The sequence below is a fragment of the Faecalibacterium sp. PGM34 genome, from assembly GCF_054456555.1.
In genome coordinates, this window is sequence record NZ_CM136898.1 from 2,784,268 (window position 1) to 2,804,946 (window position 20,679).

At 46.9% G+C, this 20,679-nt stretch carries 12 protein-coding genes and 4 pseudogenes; 15 read left to right on the forward strand and 1 reads right to left on the reverse strand.

The window, feature by feature from the left end:
• Positions 1–69: 69 nt before the first annotated feature.
• The 10 genes and pseudogenes from ACXPUX_RS13655 to ACXPUX_RS13700 all read left to right on the forward strand — a co-directional run.
• Positions 70–5,784, forward strand: a pseudogene (locus ACXPUX_RS13655) (SNF2-related protein); the annotation flags it as partial.
• Between the two features lie 610 nt (positions 5,785–6,394).
• Positions 6,395–8,086, forward strand: coding sequence for a group II intron reverse transcriptase/maturase (gene ltrA, locus ACXPUX_RS13660; protein ID WP_458828743.1), 1,692 nt, complete (start codon positions 6,395–6,397; stop codon positions 8,084–8,086).
• A gap of 692 nt (positions 8,087–8,778) precedes the next feature.
• On the forward strand, positions 8,779–10,470 hold the full coding sequence (ltrA, locus tag ACXPUX_RS13665) for a group II intron reverse transcriptase/maturase (protein WP_458828744.1): 1,692 nt from the start codon (positions 8,779–8,781) through the stop codon (positions 10,468–10,470).
• A gap of 82 nt (positions 10,471–10,552) precedes the next feature.
• Positions 10,553–11,428, forward strand: a pseudogene (locus ACXPUX_RS13670) (helicase); the annotation flags it as partial.
• Entirely contained in the window at positions 11,428–11,760 is a 333-nt protein-coding gene (locus ACXPUX_RS13675; RefSeq protein ID WP_458828745.1) for a plasmid mobilization protein, read from the forward strand. The pseudogene ACXPUX_RS13670 and the gene ACXPUX_RS13675, both read left to right, overlap by 1 nt.
• Before the next feature lie 158 nt (positions 11,761–11,918).
• Positions 11,919–12,686 (forward strand): nucleoside phosphorylase, encoded by a 768-nt coding sequence (locus ACXPUX_RS13680; RefSeq protein WP_002582179.1) that lies wholly within the window; start codon positions 11,919–11,921, stop codon positions 12,684–12,686.
• Positions 12,687–12,739: 53 nt separating this feature from the next.
• The gene (gene ant(6), locus ACXPUX_RS13685; RefSeq protein WP_002582178.1) at positions 12,740–13,612 is read left to right on the forward strand and encodes an aminoglycoside 6-adenylyltransferase; all 873 of its coding nucleotides are present in this window, start codon (positions 12,740–12,742) and stop codon (positions 13,610–13,612) included.
• 152 nt (positions 13,613–13,764) lie between these two features.
• A complete protein-coding gene (locus ACXPUX_RS13690; RefSeq protein ID WP_118752284.1) occupies positions 13,765–14,049 on the forward strand; it encodes a hypothetical protein in 285 nt (94 codons plus the stop codon).
• 14 nt (positions 14,050–14,063) lie between these two features.
• Positions 14,064–14,330, forward strand: coding sequence for a hypothetical protein (locus ACXPUX_RS13695; protein ID WP_458828746.1), 267 nt, complete (start codon positions 14,064–14,066; stop codon positions 14,328–14,330).
• A 55-nt stretch (positions 14,331–14,385) separates the two neighbouring features.
• Positions 14,386–15,786: a relaxase/mobilization nuclease domain-containing protein gene (locus ACXPUX_RS13700; protein ID WP_458828747.1), complete on the forward strand. Its 1,401-nt coding sequence runs from the start codon at positions 14,386–14,388 to the stop codon at positions 15,784–15,786.
• A 405-nt stretch (positions 15,787–16,191) separates the two neighbouring features.
• Here ACXPUX_RS13700 and ACXPUX_RS13705 read toward each other — a convergent pair.
• Positions 16,192–17,002, reverse strand: a pseudogene (locus ACXPUX_RS13705) (IS1595 family transposase); the annotation flags it as partial.
• A gap of 521 nt (positions 17,003–17,523) precedes the next feature.
• Here ACXPUX_RS13705 and vanR point away from each other — a divergent pair.
• From vanR to ACXPUX_RS13730, 5 genes and pseudogenes are all read left to right on the forward strand, one after another.
• Positions 17,524–18,243, forward strand: coding sequence for a VanR-ABDEGLN family response regulator transcription factor (gene vanR, locus ACXPUX_RS13710; protein ID WP_458828748.1), 720 nt, complete (start codon positions 17,524–17,526; stop codon positions 18,241–18,243).
• Positions 18,227–19,359, forward strand: a pseudogene (locus tag ACXPUX_RS13715) (sensor histidine kinase). The gene vanR and the pseudogene ACXPUX_RS13715 overlap by 17 nt, the downstream one beginning before the upstream one ends.
• Positions 19,360–19,452: 93 nt before the next feature.
• Positions 19,453–19,725: a VanW family protein gene (locus ACXPUX_RS13720; protein WP_458828749.1), complete on the forward strand. Its 273-nt coding sequence runs from the start codon at positions 19,453–19,455 to the stop codon at positions 19,723–19,725.
• 139 nt (positions 19,726–19,864) lie between these two features.
• Positions 19,865–20,227 (forward strand): hypothetical protein, encoded by a 363-nt coding sequence (locus ACXPUX_RS13725; RefSeq protein WP_458828750.1) that lies wholly within the window; start codon positions 19,865–19,867, stop codon positions 20,225–20,227.
• Between the two features lie 214 nt (positions 20,228–20,441).
• Positions 20,442–20,678 (forward strand): hypothetical protein, encoded by a 237-nt coding sequence (locus ACXPUX_RS13730; RefSeq protein WP_014080336.1) that lies wholly within the window; start codon positions 20,442–20,444, stop codon positions 20,676–20,678.
• Position 20,679: the final 1 nt, after the last annotated feature.

A 20,679-nucleotide genomic window follows, 5' to 3' on the forward strand; every position in this document is an offset into this window, starting at 1 on the left:
GAAATTGACCACTTCCTTCTGCTTGGCAGCAATACCGATGATGCAAGAAAAATCGTAGTGCTTGACTATATGAAGCAGAAGCCGGTGGAAGAAATCGCCCAGACCTTGAAACAGGTCTACCACGGCGGTTTTGGTCTGAAAGAGGACAGCGGAAATATTTCCGCATGGTACGCCGGGGATGGGATTCACCTTGCCAAAGGTTCCTCTGCCATTGATAGCCCCAGGGCGCAGATCATCCCCTGGGAGGATGCTACAAAGCGGATTGGAGAGCTGTTGGACAGCGGGCGGTACGCTACCAATGTGGAATTAGTGGAAGCTCCTGGCTTTGAGCGGGAAAAGGTCGCTCAGTCTCTTTGGTATCTCTACCATGACCTCTCTGATGAAGCAAAGGAAATGGGATTCTTCCCCTCTTTGTCGGAAATCCGCAGTAATGGTTTTCCGGAAGAAACCGCATGGCTGGCAGAACAGCTCAAACAGCCTGAGTTTTTAGCGGCAATGAAAGAGGAGTATCGTGGGTTTATGATTGCCCATGATGCTGACCGTTCTCTGCTTCGCTTCCATTATCATAAGCTGGATGGCATTGAAAAGCGGTTGAATGAACTGGATGCCCCTGTCAGGGAATATCAGAGCGATATGATGCAGATGCCCCTTGTCCGTCAGTTTATTACGGATGACGAGGTCAATGCTGACCTGACCCGTGGCAGCGGCTTTGCCGGTGGAAAGCGCCGTATCTATGAATACTGGCAGGAAAATCATTCGGTTAAGGATAAAGCCGAGTTCCTCAAGCACGAATACGGAACCGGAGGTCATTCCCATGCCTGTTCCGGTGCAACTCACAGTGGTCAGGATCACGATGCCAAGGGCGTTCGCTACACCAAAAGCGGCTGCGATAAAGTGCAGATGTCCTGGACACAGGTAGCACAGAGAATTGACACCTTGATGAAAAAAGGTCGCTTTCTTACCCCTGAGGAAGAAGCCGAGCGGCAGGCAATCGAAGATGCCAAAACAAATCCTCTGGAAGATGTCTACGAGCGTTTTGCTGTGGTCGATACCGAGGATGGCGAGTATGCCATCTGGGACGAACAGACCGGAACCTACTATGTAGACCATGAGGGTGTTACGGAATACTTCGACGATGAGTGGCTTGCTAATGACTACCTTGAGGAAGTCCGTCAGACTGTGGCGGCTATGGAAGCATTACAGCCCGAAGAATCCGCAGAAAATATCGCAGAGCCGATTGAAGAAACACCGGCGTGGAATTATCAGGTTGGCGATACGGTCTATCTGGACGATACCGCTTTTCTTGTGGAGCAGATCACTGACCGGGAAGTGCAGCTGAGAGACCCCTCTCTGCTTTATCCAATCTTTCGTGCAGAGAACCGTTCCAGATTCGAGGAAATGCTTTCTCAGGACGAGAGAAACCATGCGGTGAGGACTGGTGACGAAGCCGAAGAAAAGCCGGTTACAGAGGAAATCCAGAACGAAATCAGCCCCGAAACCGTTCAGCAGCCGGAACATTTCATTGACCACTTCTATGTGGCAGAGGACATCCAGAAGCGTGGTGCGCTGGACATTAAGGAATACAGTTCCTTTGAAGATGCTCTGAGAGCCTACCACGAACTACCTGACACACATAGAAAAGCTCTGGGTGCGATGAATACCGGGAGACCGTTACCGGGCAGTCTTGACCTCATTCATTGCAGAGACGGTCAGGACACGATTGTTCAGGACTACACCAAGGTAGACGGATGGCAGAATGCCGAAGTCATGGACATTATCGCTCAGATTGAGCAGTCCCTCGCAACCAGAGAAGTCCCTCCTGTTCCTGCGGTGAACTTCCACATCACGGATGACCATATCGGTGAAGGCGGGCCGAAGCAGAAGTTCGCAAGGAATATCGAAGCCATCAAGACCCTGTTCCAGCTGGAGAACGAGAACCGAAACGCTACTCCCGAAGAACAGGAGATTTTATCGAATTATGTCGGCTGGGGCGGTCTGGCAGATGCCTTTGACCCTGATAAGGGAAATTGGGCGCAGGAATACACCATTCTGAAAAATCTGCTTTCCGAGTACGAATATGCTGCGGCGAGAGCGTCCACGCTGAACGCTCACTACACCAGTCCCACGGTGATTCGTTCCATCTACGATGCGGTCGGACAGATGGGCTTTGAGACCGGCAACATTCTGGAGCCTGCCATGGGTATCGGCAACTTTTTTGGTATGCTGCCCCCTGAGATGCAGAGCAGCCGCCTGTACGGTGTGGAGCTTGATTCCATCACAGGCAGAATTGCTCAGAAGCTCTATCCCAACGCAGAAATCAAAGTCGCCGGCTTTGAAACGACAGACCGCAGAGACTTCTACGATCTGGCTGTGGGCAATGTGCCTTTTGGTAACTACAAGGTATCGGATAAGCCCTATGACAAGCTGGGATTCTCTATCCACAATTATTTCTTTGCCAAAGCTCTGGATCAGGTTCGTCCCGGCGGCGTGGTCGCTTTTGTGACAAGCCGTTATACCATGGATTCCAAGAATTCGGATGCAAGGCGGTATCTGGCACAGAGGGCGGAACTGCTTGGTGCAATTCGTCTGCCAAATGATGCTTTTAAGAAGAACGCTGGCACGGAAGTCGTGTCCGACATTATCTTCCTGCAAAAGCGTGACCATCCAATCGACATCGTTCCTGATTGGGTGCATCTGAACCGCACTGAAGAAGGACACACCATGAACAGCTACTTTGTAGACCACCCGGAAATGGTTCTGGGTGACACGGTTCTGGAAAGCACCCCTTACGGCAAGGATGATATTACCGTCCGTCCGATTCCGGGTGCGGAACTGTCCGACCTTCTGAAAGAAGCGGTTTCCCGCATTCAGGGAACCTATCAGGCGGCAGAGCTGCCAGTTGAAAATAGCAAGGGCAAGGAAGCCGAAACCATTCCAGCCACTCCAGATGTAAAGAACTATTCCTATACCGTGGTGGACGGTGAAGTGTACTTTCGTGAAAACTCCATCATGCGCCATGTGGAGCTGAATGAAAAGGCAAAAGAGCGTGTGGTTGGCATGGTGGAGCTTCGTCGTATTGTCAACGAACTGATTGAGTATCAGCTGGAAGATTATCCGGACGAAATGATTCAGGGCAAGCAGGCAGAATTAAATGCTGCTTATGATGCCTTTACCGCAAAGAACGGTCTCATCAACAACCGTGCAAACGGGCAGGCTTTCTCCGATGATTCCTCTTATTACCTCCTGTGTTCTCTGGAAAATGTGGATGAGGACGGCAACTTAAAAAGCAAGGCGGATATGTTCACCAAGAGAACCATCAAGCCGGAACGCAGAGTGACCAGCGTGGACACTCCTTCTGAAGCTTTGGCAATCTCTATCGGTGAGCGTGGTAAAGTTGATCTTCCTTTCATGGCACAGCTCCTGGGAACTCCTGAGGACTATGAAGCCATTCAAACCGGGCTGCGTGGGGTTATCTTCAAAGACCCGATGGCTCCTGATGATGTGGAAGTCGGTTGGCAGACTGCGGATGAATACCTCTCCGGTGATGTGAGAAGCAAGCTGCGTATCGCACAGATGGCAGCGAACCGTGATTCCGCTTTCAATATCAATGTGGAAGCACTGCAAAAGGCACAGCCGAAGGATTTGGATGCGTCTGAGATTGATGTCCGTCTGGGTGCTACCTGGATTGATCCCGGCTATATTCAGCAGTTCATGGAGGAAACCTTTGAGACCCCATATTACCTGCGCCGTTCGATTGAGGTGAAATTCTCCGAAATGACCGCAGAGTGGCGTATCAATGGAAAAAGTTCTCCCAGCTACAATGATGTAGCGGCGTATGTGACCTACGGTACAGACCGTGCCAATGCCTATCGGATTCTGGAAGAAACGCTGAACCTGAAAGACATTCGTATCTATGACACCATTGAAGATGCAGATGGCAAGCAGAAGCGTGTTCTGAATAAAAAGGAAACCACTCTGGCACAGCAGAAACAGCAGGCAATCAAGGATGCGTTTCAGGATTGGGTATGGAAAGACCCTCGCCGCCGGGAAGCGTTGGTTACGAAATACAATGAACTTTTCAATTCCACCAGACCCCGTGAGTATGATGGTAGTCATATCCGTTTCGGCGGTATGAACCCGGATATTACCCTCCGGGAACATCAGAGAAATGCTATCGCTCATGTGCTTTACGGTGGAAATACTCTGCTCGCCCACGAAGTTGGTGCGGGCAAAACTTTTGAAATGGCAGCATCCGCTATGGAGAGCAAACGACTTGGCCTGAGCCAGAAGTCCATGTTTGTGGTTCCGAACCACCTGACCTTGCAGTGGGCAAATGAGTTCCTCCACCTCTATCCGAGTGCCAAGCTCCTTGTTGCCACGAAGAAAGATTTTGAAACCGCAAACCGAAAGAAGTTCTGCGCCCGCATTGCAACCGGCGACTATGATGCAGTTATCATCGGTCACAGCCAGTTTGAGAAGATTCCGCTGTCTGCCGAGCGGCAGGAACGGCAATTACAGGAACAGATTGATGAAATCGAGGGCGCAATCGCAGAACTGAAATATCAGCGTGGTGAGAATTTTACCATCAAGCAGATGGAGAAAACCAGAAAATCTCTGGAAGCCAGATTGGATAAGCTCCTTGCCGCCGACAGAAAGGATGATGTCATCACATTTGAACAGTTGGGCGTTGACCGGCTGTTCGTGGACGAGAGCCATGCGTTCAAAAACCTGTTCCTTTATACAAAAATGAGGAATGTGGCAGGTCTCTCCACCTCTGAAGCACAGAAATCTTCGGATATGTTTATGAAATGCCGTTATATGGACGAGATCACCGGCGGTCGTGGCGTTATCTTTGCGACAGGCACTCCGGTCAGCAACTCCATGACCGAGCTTTACACGGTTATGCGCTATCTCCAGTACGGTACGCTCCAAAAGAAAAACCTGACCCACTTCGATTCCTGGGCATCCACCTTTGGCGAGACAACGACAGCCATTGAGCTGGCTCCTGAAGGAACTGGCTACCGTGCCAGAACCCGATTCGCTAAGTTCTTCAATCTTCCTGAACTGATGAATATGTTCAAGGAAGTAGCCGACATCAAGACCTCTGACCAGCTGCATCTTCCGGTTCCGGAAGCAAAGTTTGAGACTGTTGTGGTGCAACCCTCTGAGTATCAAAAGGATATGGTTGCTTCCCTTTCCGAGAGAGCTGCGGATGTTCATGCCGGTATCATTGACCCGTCTGTGGACAATATGCTCAAGATTACCAGCGATGGGCGAAAGTTGGGTCTGGATCAGCGCCTGATGAACCCACTGTTGCCGGATGACCCGAAGAGCAAGCTCAATGCCTGTGTGGGAAATATCCTCCGTATCTGGCAGGACGGGCAGGCTGACAGGTTGACACAGCTGGTGTTCTGTGACCTTTCCACTCCGAAAAATGACGGAACATTCAATGTCTATGACGACATCAAGACCAAGCTGATCGCAAATGGTGTACCTGCCGAGGAAGTCGCCTTTATTCACGATGCGGATACCGAAGCAAAAAAAAAAGAACTCTTTGCCAAAGTTCGTACCGGACAGGTGCGTGTGCTGCTTGGCAGTACGCAGAAAATGGGTGCAGGAACCAACGTGCAGGACAAACTGGTGACGGTTCACCATCTGGATGTGGGCTGGCGTCCGTCCGATATGACCCAGAGAAACGGTCGTATCATCCGTCAGGGCAACCAGAACAAAGAGGTTCAGGTCTATCAGTATGTTACCGAGGGGACATTCGATGCATATTTGTACGTGCGACACGAAGTCGCTTAATTCAACTGTCTGGCAATGACCAGACCTGTTATTCCATTAGCAGTAGTCTACTGTCAACAAAGCAGCTGGTAACGGCTGTGAGGAAGCGTGACAGGACAAGGGTAGCCCCACCCGAAAGGGTTCAAGCAGAAACCGCAAGGCGAAAGCAATAGACTGCAAGCAACGATGCGGTCGGGGAGCCTGACTTGTATGGTATGGTTAATGTAATGTGAATCGCTGATAAACGTCGTTAAAGCTGAACAGGCTAAAGTTGCTGACAAGCCTGAACCAAAATGGTAACGCAGCTGGCTATCCCCCTGTACAGTGGGGATACATGGACACAAAGCTGTCGGCGGAGAGGCGAAGCCTAACCCATACTGTTGAATAAGTGGAACGTGGTAAGCCCGTATTTCTCCGAGCAATCGGACGGAAACCGTAAGGGGACTTTATGAAATGCGGGTAGAAGAAAGATGGAAAAAGCGAATGCCGACCCTGTAATGGGAACGGATAGAGGTTGCAACATCACCTCGTGCGAAAGCAGGCAGACTTCCATCTATGGTCTTTCTTTACGAGAGAATTTACAGAACTTTTCAAAAAGGAGGAATTGCAAATGAACGAGAAATCGTGTGCACCGACTTGCAGAGCGGGAAATTGGGACAGCATCGACTGGAACAAGGCTCGTGCTTATGTTAAAAAGCTGCAAATGCGTATCGTAAAGGCTCAACAAGAAGATCATTACAGCAAGGTAAAAACGCTGCAATGGCTGTTAACTCACTCGTTTTACGCCAAAGCCTTGGCAGTGAAGCGGGTAACAAGCAATCATGGTAAAAATACGGCTGGAGTTGACCATGAATTGTGGCTAACTCCTGAGGCAAAATTCAAGGCAATCAGTAAACTGAAACGGAGAGGATACCGTCCTCAGCCCCTGAAACGTGTTTATATTCCGAAGAAAAACGGCAAACTGCGGCCTCTGAGCATTCCGACAATGACAGACCGTGCCATGCAGACCCTACACAAGTTTGCATTGGAACCGCTTGCTGAAACCTACGGTGACCTCAACTCCTACGGATTCCGAATCGGAAGAAGCACACACGATGCAATCGAGCAGTGTTTCACCGACCTGAACAAGGGCAAGTCTCCTCAGTGGATTCTTGAAGGTGACATCAAGGGATGCTTCGACCACATCAGCCATGAATGGCTCATGGAGAATATCCCGATGGATACGCAGGTTTTACAGAAGTGGTTAAAGTGTGGATACGTTGATACAAAGCAACTTTTCCCCACTGAGGAAGGCACACCGCAAGGTGGAGCCATCTCGCCTACTCTGATGAATATGACGCTGGATGGACTGGAACGGCTCTTAAAGGAACGACTGCCGACCCGCAAAAAGGTCAATGGTAAAACTCATTTTAATAAGATGAACTTCGTGCGCTATGCTGACGACTTTATCGTAACCGGAGAAAGCCCGGAATTTCTGCGTGAAGAAGTGCTCCCTATTATCAGAGATTTCATGACGGAACGTGGGTTGCAGTTATCTGAAGAAAAGACGGTCATCACTCACATTGATGATGGATTTGACTTCTTGGGCAAGAACATCCGTAAGTATAACGGAAAACTTCTAATCAAGCCCTCGAAGCAGTCGGTCGGCTCTCTGCTGAAAAAGGTGCGTGAAATCGTCAAGAGCAACAAATCGGCAAAGCAGGATTTCCTGATTCGCCAGCTCAACCCGGTTATCCGTGGATGGGTCAATAACCAGCGATTTGTTGTATCCGCTGAAACATTCAGCAAAATCGACTATCAGATTTACAATTGTCTTTGGCAGTGGGCAAAGCGCAGGCATAAGAACAAAGGCAGACGGTGGATAGCAGCGAAATACTGGCATCGCATCGGAACCCGAAACTGGACTTTTGCCGCAGAGGAACGCACCAAGAAGAACGGTGAGCAATCCTACTTTGCTCTTGAATATGCAACGGACACCAAAATCATCCGCTTTAAGAAAATCGTCTCTAACGCAAATCCCTTCGATGAGCGATGGAACGGTTATTATGAAGAGCGCGATGGTGAGAAAATGTTGAACAGCACTAACGGACGCGAAAAACTCCTGAAAGTATGGAGAAATCAACACCGCTGTTGCCCAGTATGCAATGAGCCTATTACCTCGGAAACGAGTTTCAAGGTTCATAAGGTGTTCCGAAGCGGGAAGTCGCCATGGCTGGAAATGGTGCATCCCGAATGCCATGCCGTATTGCACAAAAACGATTCTTGTTTTGTTGAGCCGGGTTCCCTGATGGGAGCTTTATGAAAGGCTTGAGCCGTATGAGGGAAAACTCTCACGTACGGTTCTTAGGGGAGGGGCTGGCAGTAATGCCATCCTCTTACCCGATGTGCGACACGAAGTCGCTTAATTCAACTGTCTGGCAATGACCAGACCTGTTATTCCATTAGCAGTAGTCTACTGTCAACAAAGCAGCTGGTAACGGCTGTGAGGAAGCGTGACAGGACAAGGGTAGCCCCACCCGAAAGGGTTCAAGCAGAAACCGCAAGGCGAAAGCAATAGACTGCAAGCAACGATGCGGTCGGGGAGCCTGACTTGTATGGTATGGTTAATGTAATGTGAATCGCTGATAAACGTCGTTAAAGCTGAACAGGCTAAAGTTGCTGACAAGCCTGAACCAAAATGGTAACGCAGCTGGCTATCCCCCTGTACAGTGGGGATACATGGACACAAAGCTGTCGGCGGAGAGGCGAAGCCTAACCCATACTGTTGAATAAGTGGAACGTGGTAAGCCCGTATTTCTCCGAGCAATCGGACGGAAACCGTAAGGGGACTTTATGAAATGCGGGTAGAAGAAAGATGGAAAAAGCGAATGCCGACCCTGTAATGGGAACGGATAGAGGTTGCAACATCACCTCGTGCGAAAGCAGGCAGACTTCCATCTATGGTCTTTCTTTACGAGAGAATTTACAGAACTTTTCAAAAAGGAGGAATTGCAAATGAACGAGAAATCGTGTGCACCGACTTGCAGAGCGGGAAATTGGGACAGCATCGACTGGAACAAGGCTCGTGCTTATGTTAAAAAGCTGCAAATGCGTATCGTAAAGGCTCAACAAGAAGATCATTACAGCAAGGTAAAAACGCTGCAATGGCTGTTAACTCACTCGTTTTACGCCAAAGCCTTGGCAGTGAAGCGGGTAACAAGCAATCATGGTAAAAATACGGCTGGAGTTGACCATGAATTGTGGCTAACTCCTGAGGCAAAATTCAAGGCAATCAGTAAACTGAAACGGAGAGGATACCGTCCTCAGCCCCTGAAACGTGTTTATATTCCGAAGAAAAACGGCAAACTGCGGCCTCTGAGCATTCCGACAATGACAGACCGTGCCATGCAGACCCTACACAAGTTTGCATTGGAACCGCTTGCTGAAACCTACGGTGACCTCAACTCCTACGGATTCCGAATCGGAAGAAGCACACACGATGCAATCGAGCAGTGTTTCACCGACCTGAACAAGGGCAAGTCTCCTCAGTGGATTCTTGAAGGTGACATCAAGGGATGCTTCGACCACATCAGCCATGAATGGCTCATGGAGAATATCCCGATGGATACGCAGGTTTTACAGAAGTGGTTAAAGTGTGGATACGTTGATACAAAGCAACTTTTCCCCACTGAGGAAGGCACACCGCAAGGTGGAGCCATCTCGCCTACTCTGATGAATATGACGCTGGATGGACTGGAACGGCTCTTAAAGGAACGACTGCCGACCCGCAAAAAGGTCAATGGTAAAACTCATTTTAATAAGATGAACTTCGTGCGCTATGCTGACGACTTTATCGTAACCGGAGAAAGCCCGGAATTTCTGCGTGAAGAAGTGCTCCCTATTATCAGAGATTTCATGACGGAACGTGGGTTGCAGTTATCTGAAGAAAAGACGGTCATCACTCACATTGATGATGGATTTGACTTCTTGGGCAAGAACATCCGTAAGTATAACGGAAAACTTCTAATCAAGCCCTCGAAGCAGTCGGTCGGCTCTCTGCTGAAAAAGGTGCGTGAAATCGTCAAGAGCAACAAATCGGCAAAGCAGGATTTCCTGATTCGCCAGCTCAACCCGGTTATCCGTGGATGGGTCAATAACCAGCGATTTGTTGTATCCGCTGAAACATTCAGCAAAATCGACTATCAGATTTACAATTGTCTTTGGCAGTGGGCAAAGCGCAGGCATAAGAACAAAGGCAGACGGTGGATAGCAGCGAAATACTGGCATCGCATCGGAACCCGAAACTGGACTTTTGCCGCAGAGGAACGCACCAAGAAGAACGGTGAGCAATCCTACTTTGCTCTTGAATATGCAACGGACACCAAAATCATCCGCTTTAAGAAAATCGTCTCTAACGCAAATCCCTTCGATGAGCGATGGAACGGTTATTATGAAGAGCGCGATGGTGAGAAAATGTTGAACAGCACTAACGGACGCGAAAAACTCCTGAAAGTATGGAGAAATCAACACCGCTGTTGCCCAGTATGCAATGAGCCTATTACCTCGGAAACGAGTTTCAAGGTTCATAAGGTGTTCCGAAGCGGGAAGTCGCCATGGCTGGAAATGGTGCATCCCGAATGCCGTGCCGTATTGCACAAAAACGATTCTTGTTTTGTTGAGCCGGGTTCCCTGATGGGAGCTTTATGAAAGGCTTGAGCCGTATGAGGGGAAACTCTCACGTACGGTTCTTAGGGGAGGGGCTGGCAGTAATGCCATCCTCTTACCCGATCAGACCCTGGAGAATAAGCAGAAATTTATCTCCCAGATCATGACCTCCAAATCTCCGGTTCGTTCCTGTGATGATGTGGACGAACAGGCTTTGTCCTATGCAGAGATCAAAGCACTGTGTGCCGGTAATCCTCTCATCAAGGAAAAGATGGACCTGGATATTGATGTGGCAAGGCTGAAAGTGCTGAAAGCCGACCACCAGAGCCAGCAGTACCGCATGGAAGATAAGCTCCTGAAGTACTTCCCGGCTGAGATTGAAAAGCAGACAGGCTATATTCATGGCTTTGAAGCGGACATTAAGACCGTGGAAGCGCATCCGCAGATTGCCGAAGGATTCTGTGGTATGGAAATCATGGGCAAGCACTATGCGGAAAAAGCCGATGCCGGTGAAATCATTCTTGCCGCCTGCAAGGAGACAAAAAGTGCTGACCCGCTTCCACTTGGCAGCTACCGGGGATTTCAGATGGAGCTTTCCTATGACAGCTTCCGAAGTGAGTTTGACATCGTTCTGAAAGGGGCTATGAGCCATCGTGTAGCCCTTGGCACAGATGCCAGGGGAAATATCACCCGACTGGATAACGTCCTTTCTGGCATTCCTGAGCGGCTGGAACGAGCTGATGAACAGCTGACCAATCTCTATAATCAGCAGGAAGCGGCAAAAGCAGAGCTTGGAAAACCATTCCCTCAGGAAGCGGAGCTTGCCGCCAAAAGTCAGCGGCTTGCGGAGCTGGATGCGGCTCTGAATATGGAGGACACGGTGGAGAGCCGTGCCGAAAAGAAAAGCACAGAGCGTCCTTCTGTTCTGGCTGATCTGAAATCCAAAGCAGAGCATATCCCGCCTGCAAAACGCTCTGAAGCTCACGAGGAGGTGTTGTAATGGCAAAGCGAGACCAGGATGTTCATTTCCTTGCATCCAAAGAGGAAGTTGCGAGAATCCATCAGAAGATGGATGAACTTGGCATCCGAAGCATGGGGGCGTATCTTCGCAAGATGGCTCTGGATGGCTACTGCATCAATCTGGATTTGCAGGATGTGAAAGCTCTGGTTTCGCTCCTGCGAATCTGTTCCAACAACCTGAACCAGTACGCAAAACGAGCCAATGAGACCGGCAGCATTTATGAAGCCGACATCAACGACCTACAGGTGCGTCTGGAAGAAATCTGGACGGATATGAAAGAAGTGCTTGTCAGGTTGGCATCCATCCAGTAATCCCCGACAACTTGTCGGGAAGTCGCAGTTTTGGCTGCGGCTTTACATAGGACAATACGCTTTCATTGGTTGAATTGTTCACATTTATGAGCTACAATATTATTGAAAAGATCTGTTTAGAAACAGTTAGACAAACTTGAATTTGACGGAGAGATAGTATGGCTATTATTAAAAACGAAATACCGATTTTGGAGTTTGATACAGAGCAGACAGCAGTTCTTAATCCCACTCATGAAAATCTTGGTTTGAACTTACCCAAGAAATGTGTGTTCGCATTTCTTGGTGCTTACATAGATGAATATGCCAGTAAAAGTGATACCAAACAGGTATCCACTTTTGAGAGTGCAACGAAGCATTATCCCATTTACATCACCAAATACAAGGGTGAGGACATTGTGCTTTGTCAAGCACCCGTTGGTGCGGCAGCAGCCACACAGATACTTGATTGGCTGATTGGTTATGGTGTAAGAGAGGTAATCTCGGCAGGTAGTTGCGGTGCTCTGGAAAAGTTCCCCGAAAGTACATTCCTCGTACCAAACAAGGCTCTGCGTGATGAGGGAACATCTTATCACTATGCGCCCCCTTCTCGATTTGTGGAAATCAGCGAGAAGGCAAGAAAAGCAATTGAAGAAACCATTCTTGAGCATAGTATGAAATATCAGGAGGTTATAACCTGGTCAACGGATGGATTTTTCCGTGAAACCAAAGAAAAGGTGGCTTATCGCAAAAGTGAAGGCTGTGCAGTTGTAGAAATGGAATGTTCTGCTCTGGCGGCCTGTGCTGATTTCAGAGGGGCAACCTGGGGTATGATACTTTATACCGCAGACAGTCTTGCAGATGTTGACAAATACGACGAAAGAAACTGGGGCGGTAATGCATACGAATATGCACTTACGCTCTGCCTTGATGCGGTTATCAAATTATAAGAACAGTTAGAATCAATCTTTTTTTGTGATATAATTTTATTGAGGTGAATGAAATGAGGACTGAAAAAGAAATATACGATTTAGTTTTGAATTTTGCTTTTCAAGATGAGAGAATTAGAATTGTAACTCTTGAGGGGTCTCGCACTAATGTTAATATACCAAAAGACAATCTTCAAGATTATGATATTACTTTTTTTGTTATAGATATGGGAGAATTTTTGAAAAGCGATGACTGGCTTAGTGTTTTTGGTAACAGAATTATGATGCAAAAACCTGAAGATATGGAATTATTTCCTCCAGAAGAAAAAGGATTTTCTTATATAATGCTTTTTGATGATGGTGTAAAGATTGATTTAACTTTGTTACCTGTTTCAATGCTTGAGGAGTATCTTACTCGCGATAAACTTGTAAAAATCATGTTAGATAAAGATAATATGATTAAAACAGAAATAGTTCCCACAGATGAAGATTATTACATTAAGTGTCCAACAGAAAGAAAGTTTGATGACTGTTGTAACGAATTTTGGAATGTTGCAACATATGTATCCAAGGGCTTACTTCGTGGTGAAATACTATTTGCAATAGACCATATGAATGAAGTATTACGTCATGAGCTTCTTAGGATGATTAGTTGGTATGTCGGTACTGAAAAAGGATTTAATTTCAGTTTGGGTAAAAACTATAAATTTTTAGATAAGCATATTTCAAAAGAATTGTGGGATAACTTACTAAATACATATTCAATGAGTTCGTATGAAGAAATGTGGAAATCGTTTGATTTGTGTCTATGTTTGTTCAAAAAAATATCTAAAAAAGTGGCAGATTCACTTGGTTATAATTATCCTGATTATGATGAAAACGTTACAAAATATTTGGAAACACAAAAGAGAATTTCAAATAAATATCTTTATGGTAATAGGTATTGACAAATTCCAATTTGTCGAACTGAATATTTAAGTTTTAAGGACGCATAGGCGACAAAAAGCCTTGCGTCCTTTTCCTTTTACATAGGGGGTGACATCGTTGCGTCTTTGCAAGCCCCCTTGTACAATATAGTTAGAAGAAAGGAGTTTTGCTTATGAAAATGATGCTGAAAGTATTGGCACTTCCGGTGCTGTTCGTTGTAAAATCTATTTGTATCCTTGGAAATCTGCTCACCAACATTTCCTCTTATGTGATTGGGTTATTGCTTCTGGTCATCGCAGGCTGCGCCATCTACTGTATCGTTCAGGCAATGTGGACTTCGCTGGCCATCCTTGTCGGCATGGGATTGGCGGCGATCCTCGCAATCTTCCTGTTGGTCTGGGCTGTTGTAAAATTTGAAACTTTGGGCAACCATATCAAAGAATTTATTTGTTATTAAGATGGGAGAAACTGATGGACAGAGGATTTATGGAGCATTACTTTGAAATAGCCTATAACGATGTAACCGGGGAAATCGCCGGAGAAGATGAGCAATATGCGGAACTGCAACAAGCGGCAGATGAAGCCATTCAATCCCTGGCAGGTATCGTAGGAGAATCGAATACAGCTCTTTGCAAACAATGTGAACACGCAATCAACAGCTTGTATGCGGTTCAGCTGCATCTGGCAAAACTGGCATATCTGCGTGGTGCAGAAGATCGGGAAAAGATGCTGAGATAGTTTTATGGAAAGTCACCTTCGGGTGGCTTTTCTTTTTGGAAAGGATGTGATGTGAATGGCAGCAACAAGATTGATTGCGCTCCATGTGAACAAAGGCAAAACAGTCGCTCAGTGTCTGGCTGACCGTACTGATTACTCTCAAAATGCTGCAAAAACTAATGACGGCGAATTTATCAGCTCCTATGAGTGTGATCCCAAGACTGCCGATGAAGAATTTCTTCTTTCCAAAAGGCAGTATCAGCACATCACCGGCAGACAGCAAAAGAATAACATCATCGCCTATCAGATACGCCAGTCCTTTAAGCCCGGAGAAGTTACGCCGGAAGAAGCAAATCAAGTAGGTTATGAAACGGCAATGCGCTGGACGAAGGGAAACCATGCGTTTATTGTTGCAACCCATATCGACAAAGCCCATATACACAATCACATCATTTATAATTCGACATCCATTGACTGCTCACGGAAGTTCAACAACTTCTTTCTTTCCGGTCTGGCGATTCAAAAGCTGAGTGATCGTGTTTGTGCGGAGCATGGACTTTCTATCATCACACCAAAACCCTACCGGGAGCGTCAGAAACGAACGGTTTTCCCGAAAAAGCGGACCCAGCGTGACGAGCTTTGCGAAGCCATTGACTTGGTACTCAAAGAGAAACCTAAGGGCTTTGAAGATTTTGTTCAGGCTCTTGCCGATATGGGATTCGAGTTTAAGGATGGGAAACAGCCTGCATTTAAGGGAAAGGAACAGAAGCGATTTATCCGCCTGCGTTCTCTGGGTGAAGGGTATAGTGAGGAAGAAATCCGTGCTGTTATTGCCGGAAAAAGTCTGCACAAGTCTAAGGACGGTTCTCGTCAGGCTCCCGAACAGAAGCAGTTCCACCTTCTTATTGATATTCAGTCTAAGATGGCGGAAGGAAAATCGGTTGGGTATGAGAAGTGGGCAAAGAAATATAACCGCAAAGAAGCTGCCAGGACAGTATGCCTTTTGAAAGAAAAAGGAGTAGATAGTTACGAGGACTTGGTTGCCCTCACGGATAAGCTGGCCTCTCGCTTCTCCGAACTTTCCGACTCTATCAAGGCGGCTGAGAAGCGGATGGTCGAGATTGGAGCATTGCAGACGCACATCAATAATTACTCCAAGACCAGAAAAACCTATGAAGCGTACCGCAAGTCCGGGTACAGCAAAAAGTTCTTTGAAGAACATCGTGACGAGCTGATGCTCCACAAGGCGGCAAAGCAAGCCTTTGACCAGCTGGAGTGGAAAAAGGTTCCTTCTCGTCAGGCTCTTCATGAGGAATTTAATCGACTCCTGGTTGAGAAGAAACAAGCCTACGCAGAGTATCGTCAGGTGAAGAAAGAGATGCAGGAATACCTGATTGCGAAGCAGACGGTTGAGACGATCCTGAATATTGACAGGAAGAAAGAACAGGAAAAAGAAGAAAAGAAGCCTCTTCGTTAATCAAAAATGCCACGGTCTATGCTCCGATATGGAGTGTAGATCGTGGCTTTTTTTTATTGTCTCTGTCCGAGATGAGTATTGGTGAATAAAAAATATACATTTTCAAAGATAATTATGCATAAACGAAATTTTCATTTCCGGAGTGAGACAAATAGACCGAAGTGTGCTATGATATAAGCATAGTTCGGAACTTTTGCTGGATTTTTCCGTCTATATAGATAAAGAAACGGATAGACAAACTTGAATTTTGCTTGTTATATTCCTGTTGTTTTATGGGCAGATTCAGTGCCTGCAATTGGATTCTTAATGATGCCTAAAACATGTGCTTATGTGTGGACAGTCTTAATAGGGTTTATATCTATGCGAAAGAGTCTTAGATAAAATAAATATGTGGTTATCCCTTTTAGTAAGCCATGCGAGATTGAGCGACAGCCAAAATCAGGCGCTGAGTTAATCGCGTACCGAAGGTGCGACGACTAAAGCGAAAGGAAAACTCGTCCAGATAGGACTGAAGATTGTCCTTAGGCAACCCGTGATAAGTGCCAAGGATGAAAGCCTTTGCATTGCTGACCACGATATGCAGCCAGTGAAGCATTCCGTTGTTGGGAAGATAGTTCTTATGCTCGTGGGTATATTCCTCCAAAGCAGGAAGATAACTGCGGTAACCATCGCTGCGGATTGTGCTTCCCTTGGCTACTGCGGCATGGGCGAATTTTCTCACAGAGGCCTGCTTGATATTCTTTGCCACACTCATTTTGAGATACTGAGGGTTACCACGATCATCCAGCGACAATGCAACGAAAACCTTCGCCTTTTCCGTGCCGCGGCCCCGTTTACTGCCTCCTTTTGGGCCTCCAAAATAGGCATCGTCAAATTCTACCACGCCAGACAGAATGTGAGTGGCATCCCGCTGCCCCATGGCGGATCTAATCCTCCGGAGCATGGACCATGCTGTTTTATAGGTAACTCCAATCTGCTCGGACAGCTGAACTGCGGAAATCCCCCGCTTGTCCTGAGAAACGAAATAGAACGCCAGAAACCATTTGCTCAGGTTGACATGGCTATGGTGCAGGACTGTCCCAGCTGTGACAGAGGTCTGATGGTGGCAGTGAGTACACTGATACAGGCCGTTGGATAGACGGCAACCATGCTTGTGCCCGCATTTTGGGCAGACAAAACCTTGCGGCCAGCGCTGTGCGGCCAGATAGTCCCGGCAGCTTTCGTTCGTTCCAAACCGACGTAAAAACTCACTCAGAGGCATCCTCTGTTTTCTTGACATGACGCATTCTCTCCCTTTTTGGTGTCATGCCTTTATTCTACTCTAAGCCATATACCATTTTTCGGACTTTTATATGGCTTACTAAAAAGGATAATCACAAATAAATATTATCTCTGTGTCATACCACAAAATAATAAAAATGTAAAAAGGACGGCTCAACATATAAGTTGAACCGCCCTTTTTTGATTAAAGCAAATCGTGATCGATTCTCAGAGGAACTGGGATTTATATTCCTTGAAGATGAATTGACGCAAAGCCGTCATGAATTGAAGCCTTTGGCTTCATGCCTTTTTCTTTGGCATCAAGGGGTTTCTTAACTTGCCAAAATTCAGCCCCAAGATATTGCAATCTGTGAGAAATTAGGAAAATCTTAATGTTTTCTCATGAAATAATAAGGATGTGCTGTGTTTGACTTTGATAATATAATAATATATACTCTTTGAAGGGAGAGTGACTTCATGTCTAATAAAATATTAGTAGTCGATGACGAAACAGAAATTGCGGATTTAATAGAAGTCTATTTGAAAAACGAAAACTACACTGTATTCAAATTTTATACGGCCCAAGAAGCCCTTAACTGCATTGAAACAACCCCCATTGATCTTGCAATTTTGGATATTATGCTTCCTGACATAGATGGATTCACTCTATGCAAGAAAATCAGGGAACATCATACCTACCCCATCATCATGCTGACAGCCAAAGATGCTGAGACTGATAAAATTACCGGCCTTACTCTTGGAGCGGATGATTACATTACAAAGCCGTTTCGCCCTCTGGAGATGATTGCACGGGTAAAGTCTCAGCTTCGCCGGTATCAAAAGTACAATCCTGCTCATTCTGATACCGGTGAAACCTCGTCTGCCGCATCAGAAGATAATCTTGTTTGCGGTGCCTTGACAATGAATATCAAGGCACATACCTGCTTTTTGGGGGAAACGCCCTTGGTGCTGACACCTACAGAGTTTTCGATCCTGCGTATTCTTCTGGAAAATACCGGAAATGTAGTCAGTTCAGAAGATTTGTTTCACAAAATCTGGCAGGACGAGTATTACAATAAAGCAAACAACACGATCACCGTTCACATCCGCCATCTGCGGGAAAAACTGGGAGATCGCATGGACAAGCCCAGATTCATTAAGACGATATGGGGGGTAGGATATAAAATTGAAAGCTGATAAAAAAGACGAGTACTTTGCTTTTCAATCCAAACTCATTCGACGAGTTTGCTTGAATGTCATTACCTCTATCGTTGTGGTGGTGGGGCTGTATCTTTTTATCTGGAAACAGCGAGTTGGAGATTGGATCGTCTGGTTTCTGGAAGCGATGTTCAAAATGAAGTATGAAGAAGCTTTTAGTTATTACCATATCTATTTTCGCGGCAATAAAGAAATCTTCTTCGCAGTGGCCGTCCTGTTGATCGTTATCGTATTGATGGTACGAATTTTCCGGTGGGTGACCGGATATTTTAGAGAGGTCAATCAAGGGATCGAGTCATTGCTGGCAGACGATGAAAAGCAAATCCAGTTGTCACCGGAAATGCTGCCATTTGAGCGGAAGCTAAACTCTGTAAAACAGACTTTGGCAGAACGAAAAAGGGAAACCGCTTTGGCCGAACAGCGGAAAGACGAATTGGTTATGTATCTGGCCCACGACATTCGGACCCGCTCACATCTGTAATCGGATACCTCAATCTGTTGGAGGAAGATCCGAATATGCCCCCTGAGCAGAGGGCTGCGCGGGTTCATATCGCGTTGGAAAAAGCCTACCGACTGGAGACGATGGTAAATGAATTCTTTGAGATCACAAAATATAAATCTCAGAAAATCACCTTGTCCAAGGAAACCATCGACCTTTATTATATGCTGGTCCAACTATCGGATGAATTGTCTCCTGTTTTGGCTCCCAGGGGAAACACTGTTACCCTGCATCTTGACGAGAACTTGACCATCGAAGCCGATCCGGAAAAGCTGGCACGGGTATTCAACAACATTCTGAAAAATGCCGCATCGTATAGCTTCCCACATACCGAGATTGTGATCTCCGCAGAAAAATTGGAACATGAAGTCATCATTCGGTTTCAGAACAGCGGCGAAGATATTCCAAATGAGGCATTGGCGTCTCTTTTCAATAAATTCTACCGGGTAGATCAGTCTCGTTCCTCTGATACAGGCGGCACAGGGCTTGGATTAGCCATAGCAAAGGAGATCGTCACGCTGCATGGCGGGGCAATCAGCGCATCCAGCAAAAATCATGTGGTTACATTTACAGTCTCTTTGCCGTTGTCAAATTAGCAATTTCTTTGCATTTTCTTAGGAATCAATCAACTTCTTATTAAAACAATCCATGCTCTTGTCCAGTAGAATGATACTGACAGGAGCATGGATTTGCTCTTTTATGAAACAAATCACCGAAAGGAGCGAAATGATGGGAAGGATACTCCGCTGACTGTTACAGAACAGCATACACATGGAATCGACCTTCACTGCAATACGCCCGGCATTCCCCAAGGAATTGACGCGGCGGTGGCGGAAGGACGGCTGGATTTGAAGGTCAAAAACAACACCGCCTACACATTTCAAATCCAGATTTCTGTTGACAAATATCATGTGAGAGGGAAAGTGTTGTCCGATGCAAAGCTGCGGACCGCCGCTGGATAGAACATAAGTAAAATCTCCCCCTTACATTAGGATTTTCTTAGGAAATAAACAACTTCATATTAAAGTTCCAAGCGCCGCTGTTCAGTACAATAAATGCTGACAGGGGCGCTTTTGTTCCCCTTCAGAAAGGAGGCTTTATATGATGGAAGAAAAAATGTTGCCTGTTCCCAATGAAGGTCATCGCCGGAGGCAAAAGCAGCGGCGGAGGCGCTTTCCTTGGGGAAGTATTGCCACAGTCATTCTGGTCGTGGCTGTGTGTGTATATGCGTTCACATTAGGTCAGTTTACAAGGAACTACACGCAGGCCGTGAAACGGGCTGCTGACAACAAACGGCGCTATGCTCCCGGCTGGGTGCATAGCACCTGTTTGTTGCGGGGGTTTCCAAAGGGGGCAGCGCCCCATTTGGCACACGACTTTGCGGAGCAAAGTGTAGTGTGTTATACGCTCTGTCGGCGTTGCCCTGAAAATACCGTTGCCGCCGGGGAGGGCAAGGGCATTTGACGCGGCAGGAAAGCAGGGCTTTGTTTGGGGCTGGTAAGCCGGAAACAAAGGGCTGATTTCAGCAGCAGACAGGGCGTATTATGAAAGCCCCCGTCCCTCGTCCTCCGCCCCCGGCCTATGGGACAAAAAGTCCCAAAGCTCTGGACACCGTGACCAGATGTGTGGCCACACTCCGGGAAAAGTAGCAGGACGGCAGGAAACCGTCAAGGCTGAAATGAATGGGCTGACGCCCGGCCTTGACCGTTCCCCGCCGCCCCGCTGGATGGGTGGACAAGGTGGCCAATCCCTAAAAGTGTTTGGCCGCACTCGTTCATTTTGGGGCCTTTCTTCTCCCAAAATTGAAATGGGCGGGAAAGCCCTAAAATGGCTTTCCCGCCTTGATTACCCATTAGCAAAGACGGGCGAGACTGTCAACGGCGGCGCTGAAAGCGCCGTTCATCTTGACCGTTGAC